We start from the raw sequence: 15,075 nt of genomic DNA on the forward strand, positions 1-15,075 counted from the left end.
CACAAATTGTTTTTTTTTAACTAATAAATCTACTTTTTAGTAATCTACCTTCTTATGCTCGCTAATAGTATATTTACTATTGCATCAACTCCGTTTTTAGCTTCACTTTTTTCCATACTCTTAATTAAAGATATTCTATTTTCCTTAAGTTCCATAACTTTCTTGTATAATATATCTCCATTAATTTCTTCCTCTTCCAGCATTAACGAATAACCTTCTTTTGCAAAAGACCTTGAGTTTAGAATTTGATCTCCCCTACTCGCTTTTCTTGAAAGCGGTATTAATAACGTTGGCTTTTTCAACGCTAAGAATTCAAATATTGAATTTGCTCCAGCCCTCGAAATTATATAATCTGCCGCCTTCATTAAATCCGGCAATTCTTCACTTACATATTCAAACTGCTTATATTCACTCATATTTACATAATCTTTGTGTATATTTCCTTTACCGCAGATATGAATTATGTTAAAATCTTTCGATAATTTATCTAAATTTTTTCTTATCTCTTCGTTTATGAGCTTTGATCCTAGACTTCCTCCCATTATAAGCAATATTTCTTTACTATCTTTAAATCCACATATTCTTTTCCCTTCATTTTTATCACCATGAAGTATTTCTTCTCTAATAGGACTGCCTGTAAGTACTCCCTTACTATCTTTTATATATTTTAGACTTTCTCTAAAAGTCACACATAACTTATCACAAAAAGGAGCGGATAATTTATTAGCAAGACCCGGCGTCATATCTGATTCATGAGCGATTACTGGTATTTTTTTTAATGATGCCGCTATAACAACTGGTACTGCTACAAACCCTCCTTTTGAAAAAATAACATCTGGTTTTTCTTTAGATAATATTCTTAAGGCCTGAGTAATACCTTTTAAGATTTTAAACGGATCAGTAAAATTCTTCACATCAAAATATCTTCGTAATTTTCCACATGAAATCCCGAAGAAAGGTATATTATTTTTTGTTATTATTTCATTTTCTATGCCATCAAAACTTCCGATGTATTTAATTTCAAAGCCTTCTTCCTTTAATTTAGGTATTAATGCAAGATTTGGAGTAACATGCCCTGCTGTCCCCCCTCCTGTCATTATTATTTTATATTTAGACAAAAAACCACCCCTTCTTAAATAAATGAATAATTAATGATGAATGATTAAGGAGATTTTACTCTGCAAAATTTAAAATCATTAGGTGCAAAGCACCTTTAAATATAAAAATTCCCTAAGGAAAAGTGAGAGTCCAAATTTTATATTTAGGTTCTCGAACTTTCTCTTTGAGCTTTTTACATTCATTTTTCATTATTCATCGAAAAGTGCTTTGCACTTTTCCTCTATCTATAATTTTGAATTACAACTTGAATACTAGTATTACCATTATATTCATTGATACTCGGATAAAATACTAAATCCATTACCACATCATTATACGCACCATCGTAAAGTTTCTGCAATTCCCCTTTTCCGTACTTACTACCTATTCCATCTTCAAATTCATTGATATCACCAAAATAAATAGCATCTAAAGCCTTATTTAATTTAGTTTTTAACTTTAACTTCAATACATTTCTATTCTTGCCAAGTACTGTTGCTTTTAGTATATTGATATTTTTTTCTGCAAATAAAGGTTTAGAATTTGACCTACCAAACGGCTCAAGCCTACCTAAATCATCAATTAACTGATAATTTATTTCATCCAATGGTAACACACAGTCAATAGTAACTTTTCTTAATAATTCTTCATCACTTAATGTCGTATTTTCATTTAATCTTTTTCTAAACTCATCTATGTTCTCTTCCTTTAACGAAAATCCTGCTGCCATAGGATGACCACCAAATTTTTCAAGGAGATCCTTACATTTAATCAGTTCTTCAAACATGTTATATTCCTCTATTGATCTGCCTGAACCCTTTGCTCCATGTTCTGCTTTTGTAATTATTAAAGTTGGAACATTATACTTTTCTTTTATTCTACCTGCTATAATTCCTGCTAAACTTTCATGTATATCTGGAATATATATAACGAAAACTTTATCCTGTATCATTCCATTCTTCTCTATAATTTCTATTGCAGTTTCAACACCATTCATAGTCATTTCTTTACGTTCTGCATTTAACTTAACCAATTCCTTAGCAAGCCTTACTGCATTTTCTTCATCCTCTGAAAGCAATAGTTCTAATCCCCTCTTGGCTGAATCTAACCTTCCTGATGCATTTATACAAGGTCCAATAATAAACCCCAAGTGATATACTGTTAGTGTTTTATCAGTAAGTTCACATTCTCTTATCAGCTCTTGCAAGCCTAAGTTAGTTGTTTTATTTATAAACTCTAACCCTTTTTTTACAAACACTCTATTTTCATCAACTAAGTCTACAACATCACATACTGTAGCTATAGCTAAAAATTCTATAAATTTATAACATTCTCTTTTATCTATATTAAGCGTTTCATAAAGAACTTCTACAAGTTTAAATGCCACTCCTGCCCCACATAATTGCTTAAAGGAATAACAGCATTCACTTTGCTTTGGATTCACTACTGCATCAGCACTTAAACTGACAAATTCTCTAACATTGTTTTCATTTTCAACGAATGGTATATCGTGATGATCTGTAACTATCACGGTAATTCCTAAATCTTTAGCATACTTTATTTGTTCAATAGCTGATATTCCGTTATCGCAGGTAAGAATAGTATCAACACCATCTTCCTTAGCCTGTTTTATTATATCTATATTGATTCCGTATCCATCTTTTATTCTATCTGGAATTTCGTAATCTACATTTGCATTACACCTTTTCAGCGCTTTATATAAAATGTAAATACTTATTACGCCATCTACATCATAGTCACCAACAATCCTAATTTTGCTATTTTGATCTATTTTCTCTTTAAGTATATCTACTGCTCTTTCTAAATCTTTCATTCCTCTCGGATTGTGGAACTTATCAAAGTCTGGATTTATGTAACTTTTTATCATTTCATCATCTATAATATTTCTATTCACTATAAGTTTACACACCAATTCTGTCAGTGCGTATTTTTTAGACATATGTTTATAATCAGCTTTTATATTCTTTACAAACCATCTTTCCGCCATGTTTCCTCCTTTAATTTTTCGTAGCCGCGAAATATAAAAATACTTGCAGTATGAGTATAATTTATAGTTACATCTAAACAACCGAAATTGAATATATGTGTTTGCTCCGGTTCCCTGAAGATTTTGCTGGATGATTCTAAGAATATAGGTTGTGCCCAAAGTGCTTGCTTCAAAGACACAGCTTTGAACAAGCACATTTGGAACAACTTATATTCTAAGAATCACGACCAGCAAAATCTTCTATAAACACTGTGCAAAAACATATATTCAATTTCTTTGTTTATTGTAAATTTAAAGTAGATCCTTTTATTCAAGCAAGTATTTTTATATTTCTTTTGTAAGCAATACCTCTTCATTAATGTGCATTCTCAATTTTCTGTGCTAGGTATTTGTGTAGTACCTAAAGTAAATTGGATACAAAGAAATAAAATACATATATGTGAAGTCAGGCATTGAAATATAAGCTGATGGAATATCTTAATGGCAAGTTGTTCCACTTTTGCTTGTCCTGCGCTTGTCACAGGAGCATGCAGAAGTGGTGCAACTTTCCATTTAGATATTCCCAGCGAAATTTTTCACAGCCCTGCGGAACATATATGTATTTTATTTCGGTTGATTACCACTTCACTTTAAGTTCTGCACAATACATTTATTTCATGAACATTTTATATAACATTCCAGATGAAATTCCTTCTACTTTATGATCATATCCTAGAACTTCTAGTAATTTATATGAGAATGCCATTGCTGTTGCCGGCCCCCTACTAGTTATAATATTTTTATCAACTACTACTGCATCTTCTAAATATTCACAATTTGGCAATTCATCCTCGTATCCTGGATAAGATGTTAAGTTAATACCTTCTGTGATTCCTGCTCTCCCAAGGACTATTGGTCCTGCACAAATTGCCCCTATTAACTTACCTTCTTTATTTTGTTTTTTAATAAATCTTATTACTCTATCATCATCTCTTAAGTTAGTTGCTCCAGGCACTCCTCCTGGAATTACAACCAAATCATACTCCATATCTTCATCAAAAATTTTATCTGCCTGAACTGATAACTCATGACTTGATTTTACCACTTTTTCTTCTCCAATCGATACTAAATCACAAGTCACATCTGCTCTTCTCATTATATCTGATACAGTTAAAGCCTCAATTTCTTCAAACCCTTCTGCTAATAATACGCATACTTTCTTCATGAAAATTCCTCCTTTAATTTAAATAAAAAGGATATTCTAAATCATCTTTAGAACATCCTCATTCTATAATTTCTCTAATTATACTTACATTATACCACCAGCACATACAAGTTAAAAGTTATAATTTATAATTAGTTTAGTGTCACATCTTTTATCTCATCATCAAGTACAATCATCATTATGTTCGTACCTCTACCGGCTCTATTTTGTAATTTAACATCATCTATTTTAACCACTGATTTCACCTTGGACTTAGAAGTTAGAAGTACTTGAGTACTATCAGACGATAAAGTGATACTATTTTCTTCATTGCTTGTGTATTTACTATGATATTTTCCAAAAATAACTGCATCCTCGTCTCTCAAGCTTATTCCTGTAACTCCTGAAGCCACTTTTCCCATAACACTAACATTTTCAACTGGGAATTTTATAGCCATTCCTTTTTTAGTTATCATTATAAGATGACCAAATTTCATTTTATTTATTTCTACTGAGACAACTTCATCATCATCAAATTTAAATTTATAGAATACTTGTCTAAAGAAGTCACCTTCAAATTCCTTTAATTGAGTCTTTTTCACCATACCCTTTTTAGTAAAAGTATATATACCTGACTCATCATCATAAATATCAATAGAAACTAAACTAATAATCTTTTCACCTTTTTCTAACTTACCTAAAAATGATTCTACTGAAATTTCTTCATTTAAAACATTCTTCATTAGAAATACCGGAACTTTATATACATATCCTTTGTTACTAAACATCAATAATTCTTTTAGTGAGTTAGTTTTAACTTTTAGAGAATCTTCTTTAATTCTTTCAAAAGATTTAAGTTTATTTTTATCTGTAATCCCCAGACTTAATTCAAAGTATTCGATCTCATCGCTATCTTCTATATTTACTATTTCATCATTTTGTGAGAAGTTGAATAGTTGAACAGGTAGTATATTTCTAGGTGTATCTTCAAGAGCTTTTACTTCAAGAGTAAACTCCAACCCTTGTTTACTTTTAACCTTTAAGAACTTATTTTCATCTTCAATCGATCTAATTGACACATCAACTAAATCATCCTCATCCCTAAGCTTTAAAGCTTGCAGCTTTGCATAAGCGGTTTGGAATTTATCCAGTGAACTTAATTTAATTCCACCATGTTTTGTTATAAATCTAAATGCTTTATTGGGGTTGAAATTTTCTAAAGATATAACCGAAACTATCTTCTCGTTTTCAAGATTCAAAGTCTTAATAATTTCATCTAATCTTTGGCCCTTTTCTTTCCACTTTAATTCCGGAATATTAATCCCCTTAGTTTGATACATAAATCCTTTATCTGTAAATATAAGAACCGTATCTTTTGTATTTGAGCTTATTAAATATTTAAGTGAATCTCCCTCTCTATATTCAATATCTTCCGGATTTGAACTTGACCTATTGTAATTTTTAAGAGGTATTCTCTTAGCAAATCCGTCTTTCGATACAGTAATCATAACGTCTTCTACTATTATCAGCTCTTCAATATCAATTTTACTTTCATTGTCATCGTGTATTATTTCAGTTCTTCTTTTATCTGAATATTTATCACTTACTTCTTGCAATTCGCTTTTAACTACTCTTAATAGTTCCTTTTCGCTTGATAATATTTTCTCAAGTTTCTTTATTAGTTTTTCAAGCTGAGCATATTCTTTTTCGAATATCTCTATTTCAAGACCTGTCAGTCTATATAACATAAGTTCTAATATTGCCTGTGCCTGTGCTTCTGAAAATTTAAATTTACTTATCAAATTATCTGATGCATCTTTCTTTGATTTTGATGCTCTAATAGTTGCTATAACTTCATCTAGTATGCTTATAGCCTTAATGAATCCTTCAACAATATGATGCCTCTTTTTAGCTACATCAAGCTCTTTTTGTGTTCTTCTTGTAATTATTTCTTTTTGATGTTCAACATAATATCTTATTATAGCTTTTAAGCTCATAGTTTCTGGTTTTCCATTAGCAAGAGCAACCATATTAAAGCTTATATTACATTGTAAATCTGTTTTCTTAAATAAATATTTCAGCACCTTATCGGCTATATCTTCATCAACGTTTTTCTTCAGTTCTACTACAGCTCTTATTCCATTTCTATCAGATTCATCTCTTATATCTGTTATAGATTCTAATGCCTTTGCATGCCTTTTATCTCCAGTCATTTCAGATATGGTCTGAAGTATCCTAGCCTTGTTTCTTCTGTATGGAAACTCAGTTATTACAATACCTAATCTTCCATTCTCTAATTTTTCAATGTTTGTTTTAGCTCTATATGCGACTTTTCCTTCGCCTGTTTCATAAGCAGACAATATTGATTTTTCACCAATTAAGATACCACCTGTAGGCAGATCTGGCCCTTTTATATGGTCCATGAGCTCTGCCGTAGTTATATCATTATTATCTATATAAGCTAAAACCCCATTAGTTACTTCTCCTAAATTATGTGGTGGTATATTAGTTGCAAGACCAACCGCTATACCAAACGTACCATTTACCAAAAGATTAGGATATCTGCTTGGCAAAACTTTTGGTTCCATCTCACTATCTGAATAGTTTGGAACCATATCAACAGTATCTTTTTCAATATCACGAAGCATTTCCATAGCTATAGGCGAAAGCCTTGCTTCCGTATACCTCATTGCTGCAGCTCCATCACCATCAATAGAACCCCAGTTTCCATGACCCTCTATTAAAGGTGCTCTTGTTGAAAACTCTTGCGCTAAGATTACCATGGACTCGTACACTGATGAGTCTCCATGGGGATGGTATTTACCTAAGATATCTCCAACAATTCTTGCAGACTTATAGTAAGGTCTATCCGGAAAAGCCTTCAGCATATATGAACCGTATAAAATTCTTCTATGAACAGGTTTAAGACCATCTCTAACATCTGGAAGCGCTCTATCTTTAGCAACTTCTATCGCATATGGTAAATAATTTTCTGGCATTGCTTCCTCTAACGGTATGCCAATTATATTATTATCCCTTGGAATAAGGGGTTCATTTTTTTTTGCCATAGTTTTTCTCCTTTTTAGTTTATAAATTAAAATTCTCCGTATTTATACATATAATTCTTTCTAGGTTCAACAATATCACCCATTAAAAGTGAAACCATTTTTTCAGCTTTTGCTGCATCGTCAATAGTAACTTGAAGCAATGTTCTACTTTCTGGATTTAATGTTGTATCCCACAATTGATCAGGATTCATTTCTCCAAGTCCTTTGTATCTTTGGATTAATGCTCCTTTACCAACTTGTTTTTTTACACTTTCTAGGTCATCATCGCTATATGCATACTTAGCTATAGTTTTTCCTTTTGTTTCTTTATACACTTTATATAAAGGAGGTTGAGCTAAATACAAATGCCCATTTGCTATTAATGGCCTCATATATCTATAAACATAGGTCATCCAAAGTGTCCTGATATGATATCCATCTACGTCAGCATCACTCATTATTATTATCTTGTCGTACTTCAAATCTTCTTCTCTATAATTATCTAGAGTTCCAGTTCCAATCGCAGTATTAAATATCTTTAATTCCTCTGATGCTAAAACATTTTCAAGTTTTTGCTTTTCTGTATTCATTATCTTACCTTTTGAGGGCATTATAGTTTGGAATCTTCTGTCCCTCGCTTGTTTCGCGGAACCTCCTGCTGAATCTCCCTCAACAACTATAAATTCATTTACAGTTTTATCCCTCATAGTACATACTGCAACCTTACCTGCTAGCGGTGCAGTTCCCTTACCAATTTTCTTCTTTTCTGCTTCATTTATCTTTTTAATTTTGTCTCTTCTTTTAGCAGCCTCTAAAGCATTATTTATTATACTTGTTGCTAAGGTTTTATTATCCTCAATCCATTCAGAAAATTTTGTAAAAACCAAATCATTCATCATAGTATACGCTTCATTATTACCAAGCTTAGTCTTAGTCTGACCTTCAAAAACAGGATTAGTAATTTTTATTCTTACTATAGCCGTCATTCCTTCTCTTAAGTCATCACCTTCAAACTCTTTATCCTTCTCTTTAACTAACCCAAGTTTTTTGGCCCATTCCTTAAAAGCTCTCGTCATTCCTGTTTTAAACCCTGTTTCATGAGTTCCAGCTTCAGTTGTCGGAATATTATTAACATAACTTGCAATAGTCTCAGTTGTAGAGTCAGTAAATTGAATACAAACTTCCCCATACATTTGAATATTTCCAACTGTTCTCTCGCCATCAAATATTATAGGCGTTTCATGAATTGGTGTCTTACTCTCATTTAGATAATTAATGAAATCTAAAAGTCCATTTTCTGAATAATACTCTTTAGTGATTTCTTGTCCTTTTCTTTTATCTATTAATTCTAATGTTATTCCTTTATTTTGAAATGCCAGCTCTTGTAACCTGCTGTCTATTATGTCAAATTTAAATTCAGTTGTTGAAAAAACTTCGGCATCTGGTTTAAATGTTATCCTAGTCCCAACCTTATCTGTCTTTCCAATTATCTTTAAGCCTCCGACGGCTGTTCCTGGCATATCCCTTTTTAATTCTTTGTCAAAGGCATATTCAAATCTTTGTCTATATATATTACCATTTTGATATACTTCAACTTCTAACCATTTTGATAATGCATTCACAACAGCTGCTCCAACTCCATGAAGTCCACCAGAAGTTTTATAGTTTTTATTATCAAACTTTCCTCCTGTGTGCAACTCAGTAAATACCATTTCCACTCCAGATTTCTTTTTAATTGGATGTATTCCAGTAGGTATACCTCTACCATTATCAACCACTGTAATACTTTTATCTTCATTTAAAATTATAGTAACTTTATTTCCATATCCATTTGCTATTTCATCTATGGAGTTATCAATTATTTCCCATATACAATGATGTAATCCCTTACTTCCAGTAGAACCAATGTACATACCTGGTCTTATTCTTACAGGTTCTAATTTTTCAAGTGATGTTAGATCTGTTACATCATAAGCATTAGTATTCTTTAATTCCATAAAATTCCTCCATCTTGAACACCAGTTCGTATTTTATCAAAAATTCTTCTACTCTTAAGAATATACTTCCTTTCTGCTTCATTGTCAAAAGAAACTTAGGCAGATAAGTGAGAATCCCAAAAGTTATTACTCTTATTTTATTCAAATTCCTAAATAATATTAATATTATTATCTCTCAAACTAATAAAGAGTGTACTATCAAACTCAATAATACACTCTTAAAAATACAAATTTATTAAATTTCATTAATAACTTCTTTGTAAATATAACTCAGAAATTAAAATATTACTTAGAAACTACAATTTTCAAAAAACTATACATCACATATTTCTATCTTTCTAACATGCTTAGTATGGCTCCATTCCTTATTGTTTTTATTTAAAATACCTTGAATTGTTATTGGGAACCATGTTAGTGTATAGAAACTATATAGCCAAAATCTAAAGAATAAAATTAATTCTTTCTTTCCGAGCAATATTCCTGTTAATATTAAAAATACTATGTTATATCCAAATCCTATTACCCATGCAAGCATCCAATTTTGAATACTAGTAGTTAAATACGGAACTAAAAAAACATTGCTTGAATATAAAACCATCATTATCATAAATGGTTTAGTAATTTTTCTATCAATCGCCAGTGTCAGTGGAGTAAGTAAAAATTGAATAACTGCAAATGCTTTAAATCCAAAATCACTAAATAAATAATTTATAATAAATATGTTTACACCACTAGTATTTGCCTGTATCAATGTTAATATTGTTGATATACCAATTAGTAATGTAACAAAAGGCTGTAGCACATATATTGCGCAATCAAACATATAAAATTTTCTTTGAACTATTGATTTCATAAGCAATTTAAAGAAATATCTTGAAGCAACATCTGCAAAACCTTGCATCCATCTCTTTCTTTGTGACCATGACTGCTTTAATTTTAGTGGTTTTTCATCATATATTATAGCATCATGAGCCCAACCTACTTTTTCTCCATTTAAAACAAGTTTACACGTAAACTCTAAATCTTCTGTTAAACATGTAGCACCCCAGCCCAATTTCTTTAATGTAGCTGTTTCTATCGCAAATCCTGTTCCTCCAATTTGGTTTGAAAGTCCCACATTTGCTCTGGCTAATTGATACATTCTGTTTTGAGTCCAAAAAGCTATTGAGTACGATGCTGCAATCCAAGAATCTTCTGGATTTTTACTATCTATATAACCCTGTACAACTTTATATCCTTCTCCCATTTTAGAGTTAATTTCCTTTAAGAAATCTTTATGTACTAAATTATCTGCATCAAATATTGCTATAGCATCATATTGTTTTTCCATAGCAAACAATTTTGAAAACATCCACTCTAATGCATAACCTTTACCTCTTTTGTCTTTTGCAAATCGTTCACAAACATTAACACCATAGCCTTTAGCTATTTTAGCTGTATTATCTGTACAATTATCTGCAATAACGAAAACATCATACATGTCCTTAGGATAATCTAACTTTAACATGCTCTCAATAAGACTACCAATTACAACTTCTTCATTATGTGCCGCAATTAACAATGCAAATTTGTTTTTAGGTGTATAATTCTTTTTTTCTTTTCTTCTAAATAATCCTATAAACCCTAAAACTAAATAATAACATATTATTGCAAAAACAAAAATTTGAAAAAATGCTGTTATGGTAAAAATATATTTTCCCATTACATTCACTCCTAATATTTAATGAGACCTATTCCCATTTATTATTTATATATTTACTTCGTACTATACCCATTTAATAATATTTCAACAGAAATAAAAAATCAACCCCATATTTATTAAGATAAGATTAATATTTGCCGGATTTATTTTTCAAATCCTTGTTTTCTTCTTTATATTTTTTTACTCACCGTCATTTCAGAAAATATATGCAAATTGAATATATTGAACTTTTTAACAATCAAACCATAATATACTTTAATCAAAATCTCATTATTTAATATATTGTTATTATTCTTTCTTATCTTTATAACTTTTTCAAAATATATTCTTGAATTTAAGTTTTCGATTATTCATTATATTTTCTCATAGTTCTATAAGTAATGTAACCTGCTGTTATACCTCCAATAAGCCCTCCAACATGAGCAAAGTTATCGATATTCTTTATACTTAACCCTATAAAGAGGTTTATTATTATTATTTGAATTAGACTTGATATATAATTCTTATTTATTCTATTTCTTTCTATAATTGCAAAAGCTAAAAGTGCTCCAATAAGACCAAATATTCCACCGGAAGCCCCTACCGACAAGCTATTCGGACTCATAATATAACTTAATATCGATGCCGCTATGCATGAAAAAATATACACTATGAAATATCTGTAGGTTCCATAAACTTGCTGAATTTGAGGTCCTATTATATATAGTGAATACATATTACAAGCTATATGTATTAGTCCTGAGTGCAAAAAGGCACAAGTTAATAACCTCCAAAACTGCCCTTGTTGAATTAATATATTATATTTAGCACCAAAGTATAATAACACTTTTGAATCTATGTCTATGAAATTACCTGACAAAAACGCTGTTAGTAAGAATACTATTATATTTATCCCCATTAATATTAACGTTAGTGATTTGTCCTTAAAAAATTTTTCTTCTCCTCTAACATTTTTCTCATGATTAGCATTTTCGAATATATGCCTTATTGGAATACATGAATTATCACAATAAATAACGCTAGATCTATTCCTATTTATAACAAGTTTATTTGCCATAGGTGAATTATCTGTATGTGTATATTCCTCTTTATCAGATAAAATTATCATATTTAAAGAAAATGCTTTTCCTAAAGTTTTTATATATTGAACTGCTTCTAAACAATCTATTTGTTCATTTTCTTCATCACATATCAAAATACAGTAGATACCATCTTTTAATTCCTTAATTGCAAGAAATATTTCCTTTTTGTGAAAATTACTATAATATTGTTTCATATAGAAATTTTCTCTATCTAATAAAATTTTATAAATTTCATCTCTTTTAATCCTAATCATCTTTGCCTACCTACTCTTTGAGATATTAATATGTTATTTATTAATATTATATTTACACGTTGTACTAAAGTTTAAAATGCATTTTTACTGCATTATATTAACATAGCACAACGTGTTATAGATTTTTATTAATTATATTTTTTAACGTAATAGATATATTCTTAGTAACTCTTAATTATTTTTCTATCATATCTAAAAGTTCATTAAATCTTTTAATAGTTGCCTCTATTGGCACATTCGTAGTCATATCTACTCCTGCATTTTTCAAAATATTGATTGGATAGTCACTGCCACCTGCTTTTAAGAAACCTTTATATTTCTCAACAGCCCCTTCCTTTCCTTCTAAAATATCTTTTGAAAATGCTGATGCTGCCGCATAACCTGTAGCATATTGATAAACATAAAAATCTGAATAAAAATGAGGTATTCTTGACCACTCAACATCTATTTCTTTATCAATTATTATTTCATTTCCAAAATATTTAACATTTAAGTCATGCCATGCTTTATTATAATCTTCTGCTGTTAATGGAATTCCTTGTTCTAATGTTTCATGAGTATAAAGCTCAAATTCTGCAAACATTAATTGTCTAAATACTGTTGTTCTTATTTGCTCTAATTCCTGATTTATTAAATAAAGCTTTTTCTTTTGATCAGTCTCTTTTTCGATTAAATAATGAATAAGTAATGATTCATTTGTTGTTGATGCAACTTCTGCACAGAAAAGTGTGTAATTCGCATAATAATATGACTGTTCTTTTCTTGAATAGTATGAGTGAATTGAGTGACCCATTTCATGAGCCAATGTTGATACATCGCCTAATTCATTATTATAATTTAGTAACACATAAGGCATAGTGTCATATCCTCCCCATGAATATGCTCCACCTCTTTTGCCCTTATTTTCATATATATCTATCCATCCATCATTAACTCCGCTCTTAAAAATATCTAGATATTCTGTTCCTAGCGGCTTTAATGCATCTAATACAATATTTACACCTTCATTAAATTCTATTTTTTCTTTTGGAATCTCAATTACAGGAACATATAAATCATACATATGAATTTCATCTAGTCCAAGTAATTTCTTTTTAATCTGAACATATCTATGAAGAGAATTTAAATTATCGTTAATTACCTTGACTGCATTTTTATAAACCTCTAAAGGTATGTTATTAGGTTTTAGCGAAGCTTCTAATGCACTATTATATTTTCTTACTTTACTACTAAAGTTGAATGTTTTTATTGATGCAGTTAGTGATGTTGCTAAAGTATTCTTCAATTTTTCATATTCTCCGAATAGTCTTTCAAATGCAGCTTTTCTTACATCTTTATTTTTACTTCTTATAAACGAAGAATAATTTCCTTCTGTTAATTCAACCTCATTACCATCCTCATCTTCTATTTTTCCAAATGTCATATCTGCATTTGTTAAAATACTGTGTATTGCTGAAGGCGCATCTAAACAATCAGAAGCTGCTGCTAATAGTTCTTCCATTTCTTTTGATAATATGTGTGGCTTTTCCTTTAATATATCTTCAATTAAAAATTTAAAAGGTTTTAATCCTTCTACTCTATTTATTTCATCCTCAATAAACTTATCATCTAAGCTTAAAATTTCTGGAACAAAAAATGCTGTATAACTTGCAAGTTCAGCCATATATATATCTACTTTACTCATTAAGCTTTGATATGTTGAATTTGAAGTATCCTCATCATACTTTAGGTGAGCATAAACATATAAAGTTTCTGCTTTTCTAGATATCTTTTCATTCAATGCAAAGTATTCCAAGATACTTTCTCCATTTGTTAGCTTTCCTGAAAACTCTCTTAATTTGACCGCTTCTTTCTTTAGATCTTCAAAATCATTTTCCCAATCTTCTATATTTTTATATACTTTATCAATATTCCACTTAAACTTGTCTTCAATTTCTTCTCTTTTCTTTAATTCACTCATCTTAACACACCTTTCTTTTTAGTTAATAATTCACAATAACATTCGATTCGTAACATTTAAAACTTTATTTTCTCTACTCTTCATGCTTAGTGAGAATTAATTGTTAATTATTAATCTTCTATTATTCTTGATATTCAGCTTCCTTACCTTGAATAGCTTCAAATACTAAATTCATTTCTCTTTCGATTAATGATACGACCTCCTGTATCTTTTTTTTCATAGGGTCGTAATCATCTTCATATTTAAATTTTATTATATATGTTGGATTATATTCTTCTAAGTCTTCCTCTAACACATAACCTTTTTCTGTAAATGCTTCAGTATTAAATAAATCATATATTGCTGAGTATTCCCATTCTTCTACATTTTTATTTGTATCAAAATACATATGTACTGTTTCATCTAATACATATAATTTTTTAACAAATAAAGCTCCCTCATTTACTTCAAAGCTCCCTAACTCTCTTTTTATGAATCCTGTTTCCTTATCTTTTTCTATTAATACTAAACTTGAAAAATCCATAATTTCACCATCCTATTGTTTATATCTTTTTTTATTTTTTGCAAATTATAAAACATATATAAGTTTCGATAATTTTCATATCAACCACCTTGGATTAAATATGACAATATTATTAGATACTGATGCTTATTATATGCTTAGGTAATTTCTTTATATAAAATTATATCAAAAAAGACATTTTATAACCATATAAATAAAAGTTGGCAAATTACAATCCATAA

Annotated in this window: 9 protein-coding genes; all 9 read right to left on the reverse strand. The window is 29.8% G+C overall.

The genetic code is table 11. The features are described from left to right. Positions 1-44: 44 nt before the first annotated feature. A complete protein-coding gene (locus CLCHR_RS05940) occupies positions 45-1,118 on the reverse strand; it encodes an undecaprenyldiphospho-muramoylpentapeptide beta-N-acetylglucosaminyltransferase (protein ID WP_079438784.1) in 1,074 nt (357 codons plus the stop codon). Positions 1,119-1,339: 221 nt separating this feature from the next. Then, complete coding sequence (recJ, locus tag CLCHR_RS05945) at positions 1,340-3,106, reverse strand: single-stranded-DNA-specific exonuclease RecJ (RefSeq protein WP_079438785.1); 1,767 nt, start codon at positions 3,104-3,106, stop codon at positions 1,340-1,342. Between the two features lie 649 nt (positions 3,107-3,755). Continuing rightward, positions 3,756-4,310, reverse strand: coding sequence for a DJ-1 family glyoxalase III (locus tag CLCHR_RS05950; RefSeq protein WP_079438786.1), 555 nt, complete (start codon positions 4,308-4,310; stop codon positions 3,756-3,758). 131 nt (positions 4,311-4,441) lie between these two features. Continuing rightward, positions 4,442-7,357 (reverse strand): DNA topoisomerase IV subunit A, encoded by a 2,916-nt coding sequence (locus CLCHR_RS05955; protein ID WP_079438787.1) that lies wholly within the window; start codon positions 7,355-7,357, stop codon positions 4,442-4,444. 26 nt (positions 7,358-7,383) lie between these two features. Further along, positions 7,384-9,333, reverse strand: a complete 1,950-nt coding sequence (locus CLCHR_RS05960) for a DNA gyrase/topoisomerase IV subunit B (RefSeq protein WP_079438788.1) — start codon at positions 9,331-9,333, stop codon at positions 7,384-7,386. A gap of 313 nt (positions 9,334-9,646) precedes the next feature. Then, positions 9,647-11,035 carry a glycosyltransferase family 2 protein gene (locus tag CLCHR_RS05965; RefSeq protein WP_079438789.1) on the reverse strand — a complete coding sequence of 463 codons (1,389 nt, stop codon included), beginning with the start codon at positions 11,033-11,035 and terminating at the stop codon, positions 9,647-9,649. A gap of 346 nt (positions 11,036-11,381) precedes the next feature. Beyond that, the gene (locus CLCHR_RS05970; protein WP_079438790.1) at positions 11,382-12,371 is read right to left on the reverse strand and encodes a rhomboid family intramembrane serine protease; all 990 of its coding nucleotides are present in this window, start codon (positions 12,369-12,371) and stop codon (positions 11,382-11,384) included. A gap of 175 nt (positions 12,372-12,546) precedes the next feature. Then, positions 12,547-14,331 (reverse strand): oligoendopeptidase F, encoded by a 1,785-nt coding sequence (gene pepF, locus CLCHR_RS05975; protein WP_079438791.1) that lies wholly within the window; start codon positions 14,329-14,331, stop codon positions 12,547-12,549. A gap of 121 nt (positions 14,332-14,452) precedes the next feature. Next, positions 14,453-14,854 (reverse strand): DUF6762 family protein, encoded by a 402-nt coding sequence (locus CLCHR_RS05980; RefSeq protein WP_079438792.1) that lies wholly within the window; start codon positions 14,852-14,854, stop codon positions 14,453-14,455. Positions 14,855-15,075: the final 221 nt, after the last annotated feature.

The organism is Clostridium chromiireducens (assembly GCF_002029255.1).
Taxonomy (GTDB): Bacteria; Bacillota; Clostridia; order Clostridiales; family Clostridiaceae; genus Clostridium; species Clostridium chromiireducens.